We start from the raw sequence: 19,780 nt of genomic DNA, 5'->3' as shown, positions 1-19,780 counted from the left end.
TTTAATGCTTTTTGCCAATTCCTTTAAACCAATTTTTTAATTCCGGCCAAAAAGCAATGATAGCGATAATGAGAGTAAATAAAATAACTGAAATTACCATTTGAACGATAGGAAATCGGAGTTCATCATGCGCAACAAACCAGCTCGCGATTGATCCGGAAATCACTAAAAGTAACCTTATAAAAAACTGAAACATAAGAACTCCAGATAGTTATGGATCTAAATCAGATTCAATGTATGTTTTGCAATAATATATTCTTCATTAGTAGGAATAACACCTACGAATACTCTACTATGAGGATGGCTAATTACTGCAGTATGAGTGCAATTTGCCTGATCATCCAATATTACTCCCAGCCAAGTCAGACGTTCACATATTTTTTTTCTTACTGGCGCTGAGCGTTCACCAATGCCGGCAGTAAAAATGATTGCCTCGCATCCTTGCAAGCTACTGGCTAGAGCACATAATTCTCGGGCAGCCCGATAACAAAATAAATCAACTGCCTCAACTGCCCTTTCATCCTTACTGGCTTGAAGTTCGCGCATATCACTGCTGATTTCAGATACTCCCAATAGTCCTGATTTCTTATACAAAAGGGTATTCACTTCTTCTACAGATAATTTTTTTTCCTGGAGTAAATATAAAATTACCCCGGGATCAATTTCACCACAGCGAGTTCCCATCATTAAACCTTCTAAGGCAGTAAATCCCATAGAGGTAGCAACACTTTTACAATGTTCCATCGCACACATGCTCGCACCATTACCCAGATGAGCAACAATTACTTTTTTATCTTTGATTTCTGAAGGTAAAACGGAAGCAATGTACTCATAAGAAATACCATGAAATCCATAGCGAATTATTCCCTCCTCACTTAATTTCCTGGGTATAGCAAAAAGAGTAGCTAATTTGTCTTGGGTTTGATGAAATGATGTATCAAAACATGCGACTTGTGGAAGTTCAGGGTAAAGCTTTAAGATACTCTCAATAATGGCTACATTATGGGGTTGGTGAAGTGGTGCCAAAGGATTTAAAGAGGTTAATTTTTCAATAGAATCTTTATTAATTAATATGGGACCATGAAAAAAACGTCCCCCGTGAACTACGCGATGCCCAACCGCCTTTAAAATATACCGTGTAGGTAAATGCTTTATCCATTCAAATAAAAAACTCAATGCAGATTCATACCCCGGTGATGAAATGGATGTATTAGCAATCTGTTCCTGTTGTGCATTGGAAATGGTTATTTGAGGATGTTTAAAAATACTTTCTATTTCACCATGATAAATTATAGTTAAAGAAGAAATAAAGAGACTAAATTTAATGCTGGAAGAACCTGCATTAATTACTAATACTGCTTCATCAAATTGTTCTGATTTCATTGTTTTTTTCTACGTGCATACAATAAAGCCATAACACAGGATGCTTTTCGTGATAATTCATCGCTACCTCGGCTGGTTAAAATAATGGGAACATGAGCTCCCAATACCATCCCAGCGGCTTCTATACCTGACAAATAAGTCATTTGTTTGTAAAGCATATTACCTGATTCAATGTCAGGAACTACTAAGATATCCGCATTACCCGCAACAGGAGAAAAAATACCTTTTTCACGTGCTGAATCCATAGAAATAGCGTTATCAAAAGCTAATGGACCATCTAAAATACCCCCTGTAATCTGTCCGCGCTCCGCCATTTTACACAATGCTGTGGCATCCAGTGTGGATGGAATTTTTTCATTTACGGTTTCAACTGCAGAAAGAATTGCAACTTTAGGGGTACCTAGTTCAAGTGCATGAAATAGATCAATCGCATTTTGTACGATGTCACGTTTTTCACTGAGATTTGGAAATAGATTGATTGCGGCATCGGTCAAAAAAATAGGTTTAGGATAATTAGGTACCTCAAGAGAAAATACATGGCTCATACGGCGCCCTGTACGTAATCCATTTTCTTTAGCAACAATAGGTTTCATCAATTCTTCTGTATGAAGTTTTCCTTTCATTATCGCTTCAACTTTTTGTGCTGCAGCTAATTTTACCGCAGTTTCAGCAGCTTCATTACTATGTCTAGTAGGAATAAGTTCGTAAGCCGAAATATCAATATTAGCTTCTTTAGCGGCATCAAGAATTTTTTGTTTCGGGCCCACGAGAACCGGTATAATTAATCCCTCTTCGGCCGAAGAAATTGCTCCTTTAAGCGAGAGTACATCCACAGGGTGAACCACAGCCGTTTTAAGTGGTTCTAGAGCGTTTTTTTCCATAATTAAATGGTGATACCAATGTTCTTGTTTTGGTTTAAGCTCAACTTTAGGCAACTCAATACAGACTCTTTTAATTTTTGTGGTTGGTGCTATTACCTTTGCACGACCACAAATAACTGTTTTTCCCAGTTGGTTAACGCCTTTACAATCAAACTCCACAATGTGTCTTTTCGGTATTTTATTCACTACCTTAAGTGTGACGGTGATGGTGTCTCCTAGAGTCACAGGATGTTCGAATTTTAAAGTTTGTTCTAAATAAATGGTGCCGGGGCCTGGCAACTCTGTCCCCAATATAGTAGATAAAAGTGATGCGCTCCACATACCATGAGCAATAATTTTGTGAAACATATCATTTTTAGCGTACTCTGCATCTACATGCGCTGGATTAATATCTCCAGACATGATGGCAAACAGCTGGATATCTTCTGGAGTTAATGTGCGTATTAGACTCGCTGATTTACCAATTGTTATCTCATCAAAGACCTGATTTTCGATGTAACTCATCTATATGCCTATTATAAGAATTCATAATCCACTTGGAACGTGGTCATTTTGTCACATGAGCATTACGCCCCATAATCATGGGGCATTTTATTCTATTTTGCAGTTTCTATTTTTACGTCTCGAGATTTCCCTTTAGCTTCTGCTTTCTTGGGTAGCTCTATCCAGAGCATTCCTTTTTTAAAAGTTGCTTTGGCTTTATTTATATCTATTGTTGAGGGTAAAGAGAGTGAACGCTCATATTTACCATAACTAATTTCTCGAGAAATATATTTTTTCTTTTCATTTTTTTTAGAAGTTGATTTTTCACCTGTAATAGTAAGCAAATTGTCCCTTAAAGATACAGTGATATCTTTTTCATCCATGCCAGGCATTTCCATTTGGATGGTAAAGTGATCTTTATCCTCAACCACATCCATGGAAGGCATAAGATTTAGATTCTCAAATTGTTCCATGCTTCTATTTGGTGAAAACATTTCATAAAAATCCTGGAATGCTTTATCCACTTCCTGTTGAAGACTTAAAAAAGGATTATGAGGATGTTCAATTGAAGTAGGTGTTCCTTTTTTCCATTTTAATAGCGCATTCATGTTATCGACTCCGTCCTATATTAATTTTCCATTAACGAAATACACTAAATACAGTTTGATATACAAAAGTATTTTGTCAAGTCAAAATAGTATTAATTGGTCTACAGTAATAAATATCATTCGCATTTTCGCGTACTCAAGTTAAGGAACATATTATGATGCATGCCATGATTATGGAAAAATCAGGCCAAAAGTTAATCTATAAAAAAATAAAAAAACCTGAACCTCAAGAAAATGAAGTGCTCATTAAAGTGCATACCTGTGGCATCTGTCGTACCGATTTACATGTTGTAGATGGTGAATTAAATCACCCCAAACTTCCTCTAATACCGGGTCATCAAATTGTTGGCACAATCGAAAAAATTGGTTCAGTGAATAGCCCTTTTACTATTGGGCAACGAATTGGAGTCCCTTGGTTAGGTGGGAGCTGTGAACAATGTCTGTTTTGTAAATCTGGGCGTGAAAATCTTTGTGATCACGCCCGATTTACTGGTTATCAAATTGATGGTGGCTTTGCAGAATATTGTGTAGCGAACCAGCGATTTTGTTTTCCTATACCGGAGGGTTATTCTGATGATCAGGCAGCCCCGCTTTTTTGTGCAGGTTTGATTGGTTATAGGGCTTTATTAAAAACAAATGATGCAAAAACTTTAGGATTATATGGGTTTGGCTCAGCAGCACATATTCTTATCCAAGTAGCGAAACAACAAGGACGATCGGTTTATGTCTTTACCAGTCCTGGTGATAAGCAGGCACAGGAGTTTGCATATAGTCTAGGCGCGGTATGGGTAGGAGATTCAAACCAAGAGGCGCCTCATCCTTTAGATGCTGCTATCATTTTTGCACCTGTAGGAACACTTGTTCCGCGTGCACTTGGTAATATAGAAAAAGGAGGGATAGTAGTTTGTGCTGGAATTCATATGAGTGATATTCCTAGTTTTCCTTATAATATTCTTTGGGGAGAGCGGACTCTGTGTTCTGTAGCAAATCTAACCCGAAAGGATGGTGAGGAGTTTTTATCGCTCGCACCGAAAATTCCTGTTAAAACAGAAGTTCATGCCTATCCATTAAGAGAAGTTAATCAAGCACTTGAGGATCTACGTCACGGGCGGTTTACAGGTGCTGCGGTAATTAAAATTTGAACTCAATACGGAGGATAAAGCACTCTATTCCCTTGCTTTGGCTCTTAATATTTGGGACTATCAACATCAGGGATTTCAATTTACTTCTTCCAAGGGATTATGATTAATATGTTTCAACAAGCGATTGTACGAACACCGTCTTCCAATTTAATTCATGGATTAACATCCACAATCGAGTTAGGTCAACCGGATTATAGAAAAGCCCTCGAACAACATCAAAGTTACATCAATGCCTTGGCTCGCTGTGGTGTCGAAGTAACTGTTTTACCTGCCTTGGACCCATTTCCTGATTCATGCTTTGTTGAGGACCCTGCACTCCTTACAGATAGATTTGCCCTCCTCACTCGTCCAGGGGTCCTATCAAGAGAGGAAGAGGTAAATTTAATTGAACCGTGTATTCAAAGTTTTTACAAAGCAAACATCCATAAAATTGCTGCCCCTGGAACCTTGGAAGCTGGTGATGTGATGCAAGTAGAAGATCATTTCTATATAGGGCTTTCGCAACGAACTAATAAAGAAGGGGCGGCACAATTAACGGCTTTACTGACACAATATGGTTTTAAAAGTACCGTGATTGAATTGAACAAATTTTTACATCTGAAAACTGGAGTTTCATATCTGGGGGATGGCTGTGTACTCGTCAATGGAGAATTAATTAATCATCCGGCTTTTCAATCATTCAAACAATTGGTTATTGATGATTGTGAAGCTTACGCCGCGAATTCCATTAATGTTAATAATACCATCATTATGCCTCAAGGTTTCCCACATTCGGTTGAAATGGTTCTTAATTCTGGCTTCCAAGTGATCACCGTAGATGTAAGCGAATTTCGTAAAATTGATGGTGGTTTGAGCTGTTTATCCCTAAGATTTTAATGAATAAAAAGCTTACTATTTTTAGTTTGACTTTAATGACCGTGGGTTCAGTAGACAGCATTCGTAACCTGCCTGCTGCTGCATTGGTTGGCACAGATATTTTTTGGTATTTCGGCCTGGCATTATTTTTCTTTTTATTACCCAGCGCCATCATTGCAGGCTGGTTTTCCACTAAATTTGACGAAGGGATCTATGGCTGGGTAAAAAATAGTCTGGGAAAAAAAGCTGGGTTTCTCGCTATTTGGTTCCAATGGATGCAAAACATCCTTATTTATCCCACCTTTTTCAGTTTTATAGCGGGTGCGTTTTTGTACTGCATCAATCCGGATCTTGTTGAAAATAAAATGCTTCTTTTTATTATAATTAATCTTCTCATCTGGGGTTTGACTTGGATTAATATAAAAGGACTCAACTTTTCCAATCGCCTGACTATTGTTTGCTCTATAATGGGACTTTTAATCCCCTTTATTTTAATCCTAGCTATAGGATTTATAGGGATGATTATTTATCCCCAATCGCTTAACCTTATAACACCTTCACATCAAGATTCATGGGGATCCCTAACGGCAATAATACTTTCTTTTTGTGGCATTGAAATTGCTGGGGTTCATGCGCAAGATTGCAAACCAGGCGCATTACCTAAGGCGATTGCTCTTTCAGTGATTATTATTTTTGTTACGATGCTCTTTGGCTCTTTGACTTTAGCTATGCTACTTTCACCGAATCAATTGAATTTTATTAGTGGCATTCCCCAGCTATTTCAAGTTTTCTTCACTCAAATCCAATGTGCGAAATTAAGTTTGATAGTTAATATTTTAATCGTCATTGGTTGTATTGGGTGTGCCAATAATTGGCTTATTTCCCCAGTTAAGGGCCTTCTGTTTGCAAGTGATGAGCTCCCTATTTCGAAACAATCCTCCTCTAGATTACTAGTTATGCAAGCATGTGGTGTCTCATTTATTAGTACACTTTTTTTATTATTACCCAGTGTTAATGCCTCCTATTGGTTTATGATTACTCTGGCTACTCAAATGTACTTATTAATGTATGGGTTTATGTTTGCTGGTGCAATACACTTATCTTGGCAAGAAAAAGATCAATATTATTTGTGCATTGTTTTATCATCCATTCTCGGATTTATTGGCATTATTATTTCAATTGCGGTCAGCTTTACTCCTCCTTCCTCATTAAAATATGATTCATTGTTGCATTACGATTTATTTATCCTTATATGTTTGTTTCTTATCGCTTCATCCGCTTATTTTGGGAAAAGAATTCTTTATTATAGAGTACCTAAAGAAGTACTTAAGAACTAAATCTCGAAGTAATAAGCCAATGTATTAAGCTCTTGATTTATCAGTTTATTAATACACATTACCTTTACTTTCAATTGAAAGAAGATTATAATTTGAACAGAATATTTTCCTACAGGAGTTCTTCTGTGCCTTATACATTACCCAGTCAACCAATGCCAAGGATGTTGAATTCACATCAGCTTGAGCAATGGTTTGCAACTATAGAAAGAGACAATACCCCCAATACAACCGAAACAGATTCCCATTTATCGACTCAATTCCTTGCACGGTTTGGACTAAGAGAAGCTACCCAGGTAGTTGAATTTCTCAAAACTGCTGGCGGAAATGAAACGATAAATATGATAGCACAAGAACTAATGAAGGAAGAGGAACAAACTCTATTGATTAGAAAAAGTAGTGAAGAGGAACTGCTCCGACAGCAACGTTTGCTTTTTCTTCTTATGACCTTAATTGCCAAAAATAAAGCGCATACTGAGCACGTTAATGAAATGACGCAGCATCAAATTGATGAAAGGCTTAATGAGTTTAAATCTGAGGAGAAAAAGCACTCTTCAATTGCAATGCATCTCATGGATGCAAGTATTCGAGCCAGTAAGATTATAAAACTTGATGAAGAATTAACTAAATTAGAGAGTGATTTGACTCAATTGGAAGAAGAGTTACAAGAGCTTGAAGAAGAAGTATTAGCAATGGAAGAATATCATGCAGACATGGCCGATCATCTGGAACAGCTCAATGAGTTTCTTCAAATACCTTTATTAAACAATCAACCAATAACTCAATATGTTTCGCATGCAAACCAACAAATAACAGCTCTATCAACCCAGCTAGCGACCCTTAGAGCACAGCAAACAGCACAGGTTCCCAATAATATTGATAGAATACAAGAAACAAATAGGCAGCGCCTAGAGAGAAGAGCGCGATTGTTGGAAGAACAGCTTGCTTTTTATCAATCTCAACTCCAACATCCTCCTCAAACTTCTGAAGAAGTCTATCAACAGTTAATCGCTCAAATAAGAACCCGTTTAAATGAACAAGAATCGTTAAGCGAAGATTTACAATTGCCTACGTATCGTGAAGGTCTGAGGTTACAAGAACGGGGATTGATACAAGCGTTGCAATTTTTAAGAAAAGAGAAAATTCTTCTAAACTCCCAGTTAGAGCCTGTTAATGATTTCAGCCAAGCACAATTTATTATTGATCCAAATCAAAGAGCTCGTTATCGCCGACATGGAGATTCATATGTTGTCTTTTCAGAAAAGATGGATCCCGATCATGCAAGTGAAAAAGACTTGTTAAAGGCCAAATTAAAATATGACAAATTAAAATCAGATATTTGTACCGTTAACTATTTATACAATAACCGCATGCAAAATCAGGCAGAAACACTTAGGACCCGGTCTCAAGTTTGTCAAAGTCGAGTACAGAAAGTGATGAACCGTATAGATAATTTTCAGGAAAATAAAGTTCAACTTCTTCAAGCACAAACCCCCTTTGCTATGTCACCAAAACCTACGGCCCCTAGACCGCAGCCTAGAAGTAGCTATTCGCGCATGTTGAAGTGTTTGGTCCCAACCCATGCTCCTGCTCCTCGTCCTGAAGACATACTTAAAGCAAAAAATGTACTTGAGGCGGTAATTAAACCAGAACGCAAATACGAATTAAATGAATTAATCGGCGAAGTAAAGCCAGGAGAAATTATGAGTCCCGAGACAAGACTTGGGTGGCTTTATAGAGTAAAAAAACTCATACCCGATCTTCCTGTACCCGAATTAGATTCGAGTTCAAAACATCAGAAAAAATAAATGGCTTTGTTATACTTAAAACAAACCATTCATAAATCAGTATTCTTAGTGATCTGAGATGTACTTGCTCAGATCACCAACTATCAAATGATTATTCAGCTAAATTACTCAATTATTTGATAATCTATTTGACAAGATCTAATCGGAATTGTTACTATCAAATGATTAACGATTTATTTCACACTCTGTAACATATATGAACAATGCCATACAACATCAATCTTCTTTAAACAACTCTACTTGGTTGGTGTGTGCTATTGTTTCTGTCGTTTCTGTGGTGGTGGTCGTGGTCTTCCTCTCCTCGCCCTAGAGTTGCGTTTTGATTATTCGGCCTCTCTAGGGAAAGGCCAAAATAATCAGCCGATACGACTTTAACTATTTTGAGGAGATTACCTTGGAAACCGCACTCGATTCACAAGCATCGCAAAAACAAAAAATAATTACCTCTCGCGCTATTTTTATCATTAGTTTATGTGCAGCATTTTTATTTTATAAATATATTCTTCAGAATTTTCCAAGTGTAATGCCCCAACAATTAATGGATACCTTTCATCTTCAAGGATTAGGTCTCGGAGTCTTGTCAGGGGTGTATTTCTGGACTTACCTTATCGTACCTCTATTTGTAGGAATTATCCTCGATCACTATGGCACGCGCTGGGTTACTACAGGAGCCATTTTTTGCTGTGCTTTTGGAATCTATATTTTTTCTCAGGCCCAGGAATTAAATACCGCCATTCTAGGTCGTTCTTTAACAGGCGTGGGCGTATCTTTTGCTTCCATCGCTTATTTTAAATTAGCAGCGGTGTGGTTTCCCAAAAAATATTATGCTTTGTTAACCTCACTTCTCGTTACTGCCGCCATGATCGGAGCAATTTTCGGGCAAATGCCACTGGCATGGCTGGTCAGTCAGATAGGATGGAGAGCCAGTTTAGCTAATGTAGCCTGGATGGGAATAGTTTTAGCTTTCTTGTTCTTACTTATTGTCAAAGATAAACCATCCTTTTCCATTGGTTCCATAGAAACTCAACATGCTGCTAAGAACCCGCATCTATGGAAAGACATTTTATTAATTATAAAAAACAAACAAAACTGGTTATTAACCGGATATAGTGGTTTAGCATTTTCTCCCATTGTTATTTTTTGTGGTTTATGGGGAAATCCCTTTTTACAAAAAGCCTATCATTTAGATAAGTTGGTTGCCCCTTCCCTCATTTCATTAGTATTTGTAGGATTAGCAATTGCATGTCCTTTATTTGCTTTATTTATTAATCGCATACAAAATCGCTGCGCATTTGTTTTTTACAGCACTTTAGTTTCTGCATTATCCATTAGTTTAATTATCTACGCCCACCCTATGCCAATTTGGCTACTAAGTGTATTACTCTTTCTTTTCGGCTTTAGTTTAGGAGCATTTCCCATAGTATTTGTTATCGGAAAAGAGTCCAACCCTTTATATCTGGCAGGCACGGTAAGCTCGCTAATCAATGCCAGTGATGCGTTTTTAGATGCTGTTACCGAGCCAGCGATAGGAAAATTGCTTGATACATTTAGCACCGCCGGGACATCTCATGATTTTTCAATATTTAGTTATCATATTGCTTTAGCTATTTTACCTTTATTCCAAATTATTGGAGCTTTTTTGATGCGATGGGTAAAAGATGAACATCATCAAGTGGTTCATTAAGCATGCATTGAATCATTAAGTTCCTCTACTTAATGATTCAATTTTCCGAGCACTCCATAGAAGAAATTGACAAAATAATAAAGCCTATGTTAGGTTCAATTTGTTGTTTATTTTTCACTATGTTTTATAGGAGATCATTATGTTACTTGCTATGCTCAAAAATGCCATCCACAAAATAACCCACATTGCCGCTCAATTAAGGACAATATGGAGTTGGGGGTATCTTTTTAGACACTAAAAAAATAACAACTAGAGCCCCCAAACATTCTCTTCCTCAATCTGAATTTTCTTTGTCTACTGCACTTAATAAAAGAGGAAAAGGCACGCCAACAACCCATCCCTCAAAAACCTCACTAAGGGGATATGCTCAAAAGGCCTCGATCTGGTTTCTTGAAAAACATCTCATTTTCGCAAAAAAGGAATTAAATGGTGTAGATCATATTGTTATTTACATGAATGGAATGTTAATGCTTCTTCAACGAGATGACAAATCCAAGCATATTCTTTGTGAAGAAAGTAATACACCCGCAATGGATGATCCGTACTTACTTTTGAAGATCACCTGTCATTTCTCAATTTCTTTATTTGAAATTTTAGAGCAGGCAATCCAAAGACATATAAGATTGGAAGATTTGCCAGAGGAATTAGATGAATTGTATGAACAAATTGAAACGTTACATACTAACTTCTCCAATCTAGATGTAGTTATGCCTACTATTGATTTAATGTTGTCTTATCTGAAAGAAATTTCACGTTGTACGCAGGTAAATCAACTTGAACTGATACGGAAACGTTACTTACGTGATTTAAAACCTAATATAGATAAGTACACTGAAATGGCAGCCGAACTGCAACTAAAGGGCTTGCAGCAAATATATATTTCCTGGAACCAGAAATATCTAATTGACTTAATGAAAACTTATATCATTATTGTGGGTGCTCGTGGCCCTAAAAAAGATCTTATTGAGCATCAATTTTTTAATGCATTACGTGCTTATTATGGAATCGATGAAAAGAATACCCCTTTTGGAGGTATTATCTATTCCGAAATGTTACCCCAACAAATGAAGGATTTAACTATTGAAATGCTTATCGACGATTTAGCTAGAGATTTACATAATATGCAGATCGGTCTAGGTATGCTTAATGATAGACACGCTATGTATCAAGATGTCCTGGGGAAATATGCTCCTCGCGTCATTAAAGAGCTTATAGAAACACCCTTACCACAACAAGAAGGAAAATGTCCATTTCGCAAAATAACAAACAATGCTTATAAGTTTTTCCCTTATGCAAAGGATGCAACAGAGGGTGAAAACCCAGATACGCTGAATCAATGTGCTCACAACTAAATACCGTTCCCGCGCAAGCGGGAATCTACTCTTCGAAAGAAGTTATTCAATGCTCTCGACATGAACATAGACCCACGCAAATATGCCCGAAGCCAATTTCACTTTGACCCGTTTATAATCTTCAACCTCGTAAGAATCGGCTTTTGCTAACTCTTCTGAACTTACCTCAAAAACCATACCCTCAATATTATCGGTGGGTTGACCTGTATAGGTAATGATAGGATGTTCTTCTTCACCACTCGTCGCAATTACGCTGGGATCTTTGATCTTTATTTTAGACATACCAAATCCAGGCAGTTTATCTGCCGATCCATGCAATCTTCGTCCAAAATTATTCAGTTGTACTGTTTCATAACGCAAAGTTCCATAAGAAAATAGTTTTTCAACGTTCATCGCTTTACCTATTTAAATGGCTGATTATCCAGTATTTGTTATTTATAACAAGATAAACATTTTCGATATTTTTAATTTTTCTCTAAAATATTTCTTTGCTAATGATTTCTATTTTGATGAATGTTTGAGCTCGCTACAACTTTATTCCGCCCCATTTTTTTTGCTTGATAAAGGGCTTCATCTGCCTTAGATATTAAATCATCTATTCTCTTACCATCGTGGGGATAAAAAGCAATACCGATGGAAATAGTTACTGAAATAGTTTTTTCTTGATTAATTTCTATTGAAAAGTTTTCGATGGATTTACGCAGCGTTTCCGCTTGTGATTTGACCTGATCTAAATTACTACTTCGTAAGTAAATCATAAACTCTTCGCCACCCCAACGAGATACCACATTCTCCTCTCGTCCTATGTGTCGTATTTTTGCAGCAAATTCCAAAAGAACCTGGTCACCTACCAAATGACCATACGTATCATTAATTTTTTTAAAATCATCTATATCAATTAATAATAGAGCAAATGTAAATGGATTATCTTTTGAATTCAAAATTTCTTTTTGCAGGTATTCCTCAAAATAACGTCGATTATAAACTCCCGTTAAGCTATCTTGGGAAGATTGGGTTTTTAAGACATCACGAAGTCTAATATTATACAGGCTCAATGCGCACTGTTCAGAGATGATTTGCGCCAAAGCAATCAAGCGTTGATTGTCAGTATTTAAACCAAATTCCACGTAAAATAAGCCTAACATTTCATTTTGAGCAAATAATGGCAAGCACGCATAGCTTTTAGGTTTTTTATCTCCTTTTTTTATATGATTGCACAATACTCCTTCAGTGCTATCGGAAATATAATAAGGTTGATGTCGCAATAAAGACAAACAATCTTTGGGTGTAAACAGGAATAAGTTAGAAACAGTCTCACCCCAGCTTAAAACTCTGCTAATCATATTCAGATTATCAGAAGCAATAAGGTAAACAATTCCAGAAGTACCTGACAGGATACGTTTACTGTAATTTTTTATTATCTCGATCGCATCATCCATGGAAAGACTGGATTGTAAGAAACTCATTAATTCTTTCAATAACTCCAGTTCTTTATTTTGCATTTCAAGACTTTTAACGAGATTCTCAAGCTCTATTTTAGATTCTTCAAGTTTTTGTTCATTTTGAATACGTTGATGAACATTCATTGCAAAATGACTAACCCCAATAAGATTTCCCTGCGAATCATGAATAGGATTGTAATGTATTTCATAATCCAGTCCATCGTAGCGTTTGTCTTTAAATGACTCAATCACTGTAAACGCAGTACCTTTCATTGCTCTTTCCCACAGTGTCAGGGATTTTGTTTGATTCTCAACACTCATTTTCTGTAAAAGTACATTAAAATTCATGCCAATTTCTAAATCGACTTTGAAAATTCGATAAATTTCACATTTATACATAGTGTTAAACACAATAAAATTGTAGTTCAAATCAATTGCAGCAACTAAGTCATTACTTCCTTCAATAATTCCTTGCAAACGCTCTCGCGCATTTGCTAAAGCAACTTGGGTTCTCTTTAATCTTTCAGTATTTTCTCTTATAAATTGAAGTGTATGAACCAAAAATCCAGAGAGCAAAGCCATAATTATTCCGATTATTAAGATCATGGCAGGAAAAAAAGAGGTAATTACTTGATGGTGTAGTGTAATTGAAGGCCAAAGTATAATTTTCCAGTTTTGTCCATAAGTAGGAAGAATCATACTGTGCTGCCAACTCTTATAAAACTTCATATCTTGAGTATTAGTATATAAAACTCCTGAGGAATCATAGATAATCAAATTATATCCTTTAATATCCATTTTTTTTAAAATATCAGCCAAAAACTTTTCTGTATCGAGAATACCGACCATAAACCCTTCGAATAGATTTCCTTTATATAAGGGACTTAACAACAAAAGACTTTTACCCAGCCCTTTTAGTTCAAACTGAGTACTCATTTGCAACTCTTTGGAAGACAAACTTTTGGTTATCTCTTTTCGTCGATCAGGATCATTGTAAAGGTTATATTCTTTAAGCTGCTCATTTCCTTCCTCTGGTGCAAGCCAACGTACTATATATTGATTATTCACCGATGCAATTGCTCGGTAGCCGGGCTGATCATGAATATAATGCATTGCATCCGCCTTCCATTCGGTTTCGGATGGTGTTTGTTGACTTATCCAACGTTTGGCCATTCGGGAAAAAGAAGAAGTAAACTCTTGTAAATGAGATTCAATGACATCTTCAACATTTTCAATCTTCAACTGCAATAACATATTTAATGAATTTTCTTGGTTCTTTTTAGTAATCTGCCATCCAAGAGTAGTGATATTTAGAATTACGAACACCGTAATTAATGGCAGGGAGACTCGCGAATGTTTTACATTTTTTGAATTGATGTAAAAAATGATACCTAAGCTTAAAAGGATTAAACCCAAAGAAGTATAAATAGAAATTTTCATCCATCTTCCAGCTCCAAAGCGTGCTGTAAAATCCATAAAATAATCAGCCCCGGCGATAAATCCCAAACTCAAAATAAAGAATACACCGACTAAACTTACCCAAAGCCAATTAGGTGAAAAATCGAAAGAAATAATTAAAAAACAAAGTGAAACAATGATAAAACTTAAAGCCACACTTGGAGCCATAGGACCTGGGTATAACTTGTAATCTAATGCAAGAATTTTGATGAAGAAAATATCAATACCTAGATTTGCATTCGCGATGTGCTCATACAAAATATATGCCGAAAATAATAAAAGAATACAACTAAGAAGTCGGCTGGCTTTTATTGCTTTTCGATACAAACAAATTAAAGCTAGGCCCGACAAAATAAAGCCCAAGGCAGTGGTGGGTCTCATAAAAATATATTCGGGGAGTTCCTCGGGTAAATTAGAGCTAAAATACCAAGCAAAAAAATCAAATAATCCCACAAAGAAACAGATTCCTCCAATTAGACACGTAAAAGTCCTATAGTATCCCTTTTCATCCATTTTCATTTCCTTGGCTATAAATAGAGTATAAAACAAAGAAAAACCTATAGATATATTGAGAGCATACTTTCAAAAGTAGATGTTCAATAAGGTTTAAAGAGACGGACTTTCTTCTAAACTATACTCATCTAAAGCTAGCAAGATGTTTTCTTCAAGAGACTTCGCTTTTCCTATAGGCTTATTAATTCCATTGATGATAATAGAAAAAATAAATGTTTTTTGGTGGGGATTGGTGATAAAGCCTGATAATGAAGATATGTCATGCATTGAACCTGTTTTGGCATAAACATTATTTTCAAGCATAGTCTTCTTCATTCTCTCCTTTAATGTTCCTGAAACACCAGCTCGTGGCAGTGCTTTGAAGAAAATAGGTTTCATAGCTGGATCATGATAAAGATCGCTAAGCAAAACTACCATTTGTTCTGGGGTAACCAAATTATAGCGGGTTCCCTCACCATCAATGATATCCATTTGTGACATATCAAGATGGGTGTGTTCAGATAATATTTTTTTAATCGCAAAAGCCCCTTCTTTGTGCGTGCCTTTCCCGCTTAGAATATATCCTAATTTTTTAGTTAGACTGTTTGCATAGAGATTATCTGATTGTTGTAACATATGAGTAATCAGCGTACTCAGCTTTTTTGATTGGAAACTCGCAATAAAAGTAGGATCCGCTGGAGAGGTGCCGGTAATAATTTTTCCTTTCAGGGCCAAGTTGTTTTTATCAAAGGTTTTTTGTATCACTTGTTTTACTACCAATATCGGATCAGGGATAGCAAGTTCTATTACTTTTGGATTTTTTTCCTGAATCATACATCCATATAAGCGAATGGTATTATTTGGATTGAGTTCAAGATTCAAGCTGCAGTGGTCTTTTCCTTCTTCTTTACTCACTGTTAAGACTTCATTTATCACAGTTAGTGCTTTAAGCTGTGTTTTTGGTTTAATGTCGACCCGTTTACCCAGTTCTTTAGCGCTGGTAAGTTCATAAGCCACTTTATTTTCGTTGATAATTGCAGCCGTATCTGGAGCAGCATAATACCAACCTAAATCATCATAAGAAGTTCCACTTGGATAATTTGGTTCTTGATATTGCGAACTGTCAATTATTATATTTCCTTGAATGGAGTTTATATTATTATTTTTTTTCAAGTTTAATATTAATGAAGTTAGATTATCGGCAGTAAACGAGGGTGATCCGGTAAATTGAACATAGTAATTTTTTTCTTTTCGTGAAAGTGTTGTTATAAAACGATAATCTGGTTTTAATTGATAAAGAGCCGCTGCAGCAGTAAGCAACTTCATGCCACTAGCCGGAGAAAGCAATTTATCTGCATTTCTGCTGTAAACAACACGACCAGTTTCCGCTTCTTTAATAAGTATACCAACGGTTGCATGGGGTAATTTTTGTGCAATAATCTCGTCTATTTTCTCTGAAAGCGTTTGAGAATTTCCCATTTGATTAAAGAAAAAAGCGGCAAAGAAACATAAATAATTAGAATAGCGCACGACATTTACCCTAATGAGATACATGAAGTATAGCTTTACCGATTCAGAGCCGAAGTGCAACCCCTAATCCAATATTTTGGTCAGGCAATATATCTCGGGATTTTTAATAAATAAGGTTCACCCATAGCAAGACAGGATAATAGTTAGATTTTTCCATTCTATAAGTTCAAATTGGGGCGATTCGGTTTTGTAAAGCTTCGGGAAAATACTTCCGGTGTAATGTCCTTAGTACTCAATTCATCAAGATGAATCATTTTAAAAAATGATTTATTAGCCAGCGAACTTATATCTGGATTTTCTGGATAGTACTTAAGTAAGGGAAAAAATAATGCTTGCCCGATGACATACCTTTTGTCCCTGCTCTCAGGAGAAAGCCCCCAAATGTTCTGATACGTCATAGCAGCAACTTCATGATTTATCGACTTGTTGCCTAAATAAAGCATTACATGGCCACCAATATAAACAAGAGTCATGAGTGGATGCCCTTGTGTTTTCAAAGTACTAATTCGCTCATCAACCGTATTTTTGGTTAAGTCGATCCCTGAGCTTATTTTAGCCTGCTGTGCGGAATTGCGCGGCAACCAAATACCGAATGGAGTAAATATGCTTTTTAGTTCTTGAGAGCAATCATTAAAAAAGAAAGCCCCTCCCCAACCATAAGGACGATTTTGTAATTGTTCTAATATACGACTCATATTTTTTTTGTAGCCTCAAGAGGCATTAGACTAGCGGATTGGGAGCGCACAAATCCAGTCTGGATCACGGCTTCATGAAGTTCATTTTTTATTGGAATCAAGATAGAAATATGATTTTGAGTACTGCTATGGAATGGGAACACTGCACCGATGTAGCCTGCGAATTGAAAGTGACCACGTTGATTTACAATACTTGCTTCTGTTTCAGTGATGGCTACTAAACTTTTTTTTGACGCTTGTTTCCAGTGTTGAATAAATCCATTAGAAGCATAAGCAACATCTGAGTTTTTTACCCAAGCAAAATAAGCGTCAGGTGTTAATACTAAAGACCAGGCGCTATCCTGGGAAACTGTAAAAACATAAAGTGGTGTTCCCGCCCAAATTACTGATTCTTGTAAATTATCAAAGGGAAATCCTTGACCGGGAATCGTAAAATAGAAAAAATCTGGGGCACCATCTGGCAAAGCACGGGCAAAGGTATTATTTACAGCTATTGCTCTATTCTTTTCGTTAAATGCTAAGATTTCAATAGCTGGAAAATTCATATTGTTTTTGATTCGATTTAACCATCGCTCATCATGCTCTTTAAAGTTTTCTGCATAGTGTCGTTCTTCTTCTGATTTATTTTGATTATCAAATTCCGTTAATAATTCCAATTCAATTTTTTTCACCACAGGGATAATAGAACTGACCATTCTCTCACTCCAAGGAGAGAGGCCTTCTGAATTATCTGAGTAATAGTGATTATAAAATTGATGCAATTGAATCTCTTGATATTCCGGTTTTAATAAGGGAACCTCATTGTCCTCACTATCTGAAGGGAAATAATCATGAATATCTTGAGAGTAGGATTTTAGCGAAAAATCATAAATCGGGACTTCAGTAGCAAAAGAAGCGGACAGAAAGAAAATACCTAAAAGCGAAAAAGCTCCTTTGCTTAAGCCCCTAAATCCAGATACCTTGAAACGCATAAAACAAAACCCAATCCAATAAAATAAAGAACAATTATACGATTAAATGCTCATTGTATAAGAAGTTCATCCTTCACAATTGCTGTTGATTCTTCTACCATAGAAACAACATGCTCATGACGTGATGGACTTAACAATCGTTGAGAGGAGTATAGAATAAAGATACTTAAAGGTAATAAGGTCAATAGATCAAAAGGAAACTTTAAAATACCTATTCCACCGAAAGTGCCTAAATAAGAAACAACAAGTAGGGTCACCATGTAAAATAAAAACCAGTATAAAAGAGAGCGATTATCCCATGAGTTTGCGCGATGATATATAGAATAAATTAGAAGACCAAACAGTAAAGCAATATCTAACTTCCAAATAATCGAAAATCCGCACCAATAAAGCATTAAATTACAAAAATAAAATGCAATATGTGAACAAACAAGTGCTCCAGAAAGTCTAAAGGGCCTAGGCGTTAAAGGCTGTAATTTACGCATTGCTAAAAGACATATAGGTCCAATACTATATGAAAGAATACTTGCAGAAGATAGAAATGCTACCAACTTCTGCCATCCTGGAAATGGGAGAAAGGAAAGCATTCCAACTAATAAATTTGCATAGAGAGTCACATAAGGAATTTTATGACGATTTACCTTTAAGAAGATTTTGGGCAGGTGATCATTCAAAGCCATTCCATATAAAATTCGTGAAGTCGCAGCGGTATACACTAAAGTAGTTCCAAATGGAGAAAAAGCCGCATCGATCATCAACAAAGTAGCTACAACTCCTAAGCCTAAAAGCAAAGTTAAACCTACTAAAGGTCCACTATCTCCTGGGTAACTCAGAGCTTGCCAACCATGTGTTAAATATTTTTGTGGTACTGCCGCAATAAAACTTAATTCAAGCATGAAATACAAGACAAATCCAATCAATACGGCACCTAAAATAGCAATAGGAATATTTCGTTGTGGATTTTTTACCTCTCCTGCCAATACCAAACCATTTTGAAATCCAGTGAACGCAAAAGCAATACCTCCAGCAGAAAGTGCGGTAAAAATATTTACCCAACTTTCTTTATCCGACAAATTGATCTTGATGTTATCCATGGTTGGAGCAACATGAAGTAAAGAAACGATTGCAATACTTGGTAATATAAATTTAATGATACTTGCATATTTATTACATTCAACAAGCAATTTAATTCCGTAGGAGTTCAAGACCACGACAAAAAGCATGATCCCCATTGCTGAAATATAACCATAGCCGGAGAGTGTGAAGGTTGAGGAATCTTTAACTATTAATATCGGGAAAAAATGACTTGAGTACTGCAAAATAGCCTGTATTTCTATCGGGGTCATTACGACATAAGACAACCATGATGTCCATGCAAATAAAAACCCAACCTCCTTCCCATGAGTAAAAGTAGGATAATTAGACATCCCGCCAGATATGGGAAACATAGTACCCAGCTCACAAAGAGGTAGAGCAATAAAAATCATAAATACAGTAGCAATAATCCATGAAATTAATGAATTACTACCTGCCATTTGGGCACTAATGAATGGGCTAAATAACCACCCTGAGCCGATCATTCCGCCAGCAGAGGCAATAAGTATATTAGTTGTTGAAATATCCCGTTTTAACATAACAAACCTATGAGGATGGTGATACTCC

At 36.3% G+C, this 19,780-nt stretch carries 16 protein-coding genes; 6 read left to right on the top strand and 10 right to left on the bottom strand.

The window, feature by feature from the left end; all coding sequences use genetic code 11:
- Position 1: 1 nt before the first annotated feature.
- The 4 genes from HBNCFIEN_RS08160 to HBNCFIEN_RS08145 form a co-directional block, all read right to left on the bottom strand.
- Positions 2-196 carry a hypothetical protein gene (locus HBNCFIEN_RS08160; protein ID WP_182390623.1) on the bottom strand — a complete coding sequence of 65 codons (195 nt, stop codon included), beginning with the start codon at positions 194-196 and terminating at the stop codon, positions 2-4.
- Positions 197-219: 23 nt separating this feature from the next.
- On the bottom strand, positions 220-1,383 hold the full coding sequence (locus HBNCFIEN_RS08155; protein ID WP_182390622.1) for an acetate/propionate family kinase: 1,164 nt from the start codon (positions 1,381-1,383) through the stop codon (positions 220-222).
- Complete coding sequence (locus HBNCFIEN_RS08150; protein WP_182390621.1) at positions 1,380-2,768, bottom strand: bifunctional enoyl-CoA hydratase/phosphate acetyltransferase; 1,389 nt, start codon at positions 2,766-2,768, stop codon at positions 1,380-1,382. The genes HBNCFIEN_RS08155 and HBNCFIEN_RS08150 overlap by 4 nt, the downstream gene beginning before the upstream one ends.
- 92 nt (positions 2,769-2,860) lie before the next feature.
- Entirely contained in the window at positions 2,861-3,355 is a 495-nt protein-coding gene (locus HBNCFIEN_RS08145; protein ID WP_182390620.1) for an Hsp20/alpha crystallin family protein, read from the bottom strand.
- 158 nt (positions 3,356-3,513) lie between these two features.
- On the opposite strand from HBNCFIEN_RS08145, the gene HBNCFIEN_RS08140 reads away from it, so the two are divergent.
- The 6 genes from HBNCFIEN_RS08140 (at position 3,514) to HBNCFIEN_RS08115 (ending at position 11,530) form a co-directional block, all read left to right on the top strand.
- A complete protein-coding gene (locus tag HBNCFIEN_RS08140) occupies positions 3,514-4,497 on the top strand; it encodes a zinc-dependent alcohol dehydrogenase family protein (protein WP_182393649.1) in 984 nt (327 codons plus the stop codon).
- 99 nt (positions 4,498-4,596) lie between these two features.
- A complete protein-coding gene (locus HBNCFIEN_RS08135) occupies positions 4,597-5,373 on the top strand; it encodes a dimethylarginine dimethylaminohydrolase family protein (protein ID WP_255464157.1) in 777 nt (258 codons plus the stop codon).
- Positions 5,373-6,689, top strand: a complete 1,317-nt coding sequence (locus HBNCFIEN_RS08130) for an APC family permease (protein WP_182390619.1) — start codon at positions 5,373-5,375, stop codon at positions 6,687-6,689. Before HBNCFIEN_RS08135 ends, HBNCFIEN_RS08130 begins: the two co-directional genes overlap by 1 nt.
- A gap of 125 nt (positions 6,690-6,814) precedes the next feature.
- Positions 6,815-8,494: a hypothetical protein gene (locus tag HBNCFIEN_RS08125; protein WP_182390618.1), complete on the top strand. Its 1,680-nt coding sequence runs from the start codon at positions 6,815-6,817 to the stop codon at positions 8,492-8,494.
- Positions 8,495-8,888: 394 nt separating this feature from the next.
- A complete protein-coding gene (locus HBNCFIEN_RS08120) occupies positions 8,889-10,178 on the top strand; it encodes an MFS transporter (RefSeq protein WP_182390617.1) in 1,290 nt (429 codons plus the stop codon).
- Between the two features lie 290 nt (positions 10,179-10,468).
- Entirely contained in the window at positions 10,469-11,530 is a 1,062-nt protein-coding gene (locus tag HBNCFIEN_RS08115; RefSeq protein ID WP_182390616.1) for a hypothetical protein, read from the top strand.
- A 42-nt stretch (positions 11,531-11,572) separates the two neighbouring features.
- Here the strand turns inward: HBNCFIEN_RS08115 and HBNCFIEN_RS08110 are convergent, their stop codons facing one another.
- The 6 genes from HBNCFIEN_RS08110 to HBNCFIEN_RS08090 all read right to left on the bottom strand — a co-directional run bounded on the left by HBNCFIEN_RS08110 (position 11,573) and on the right by HBNCFIEN_RS08090 (position 19,752).
- Positions 11,573-11,923 (bottom strand): gamma-glutamylcyclotransferase family protein, encoded by a 351-nt coding sequence (locus HBNCFIEN_RS08110; RefSeq protein WP_182390615.1) that lies wholly within the window; start codon positions 11,921-11,923, stop codon positions 11,573-11,575.
- Between the two features lie 98 nt (positions 11,924-12,021).
- Positions 12,022-14,943 (bottom strand): diguanylate cyclase, encoded by a 2,922-nt coding sequence (locus HBNCFIEN_RS08105; protein WP_182390614.1) that lies wholly within the window; start codon positions 14,941-14,943, stop codon positions 12,022-12,024.
- 93 nt (positions 14,944-15,036) lie between these two features.
- Positions 15,037-16,452 (bottom strand): D-alanyl-D-alanine carboxypeptidase/D-alanyl-D-alanine-endopeptidase, encoded by a 1,416-nt coding sequence (gene dacB / locus HBNCFIEN_RS08100; protein WP_182390613.1) that lies wholly within the window; start codon positions 16,450-16,452, stop codon positions 15,037-15,039.
- 158 nt (positions 16,453-16,610) lie between these two features.
- Positions 16,611-17,147: an NlpC/P60 family protein gene (locus HBNCFIEN_RS17720; protein WP_255464156.1), complete on the bottom strand. Its 537-nt coding sequence runs from the start codon at positions 17,145-17,147 to the stop codon at positions 16,611-16,613.
- Complete coding sequence (locus HBNCFIEN_RS17715; protein WP_255464154.1) at positions 17,144-18,118, bottom strand: SH3 domain-containing protein; 975 nt, start codon at positions 18,116-18,118, stop codon at positions 17,144-17,146. Before HBNCFIEN_RS17715 ends, HBNCFIEN_RS17720 begins: the two co-directional genes overlap by 4 nt.
- 50 nt (positions 18,119-18,168) lie before the next feature.
- The gene (locus HBNCFIEN_RS08090; RefSeq protein WP_182390612.1) at positions 18,169-19,752 is read right to left on the bottom strand and encodes an APC family permease; all 1,584 of its coding nucleotides are present in this window, start codon (positions 19,750-19,752) and stop codon (positions 18,169-18,171) included.
- Positions 19,753-19,780: the final 28 nt, after the last annotated feature.

The sequence above is a fragment of the Legionella sp. PC997 genome (assembly GCF_014109825.1).
In the GTDB taxonomy this organism is placed as follows: domain Bacteria; phylum Pseudomonadota; class Gammaproteobacteria; order Legionellales; family Legionellaceae; genus Legionella.
This window is presented reverse-complemented; position numbering and strand designations above follow the sequence as displayed.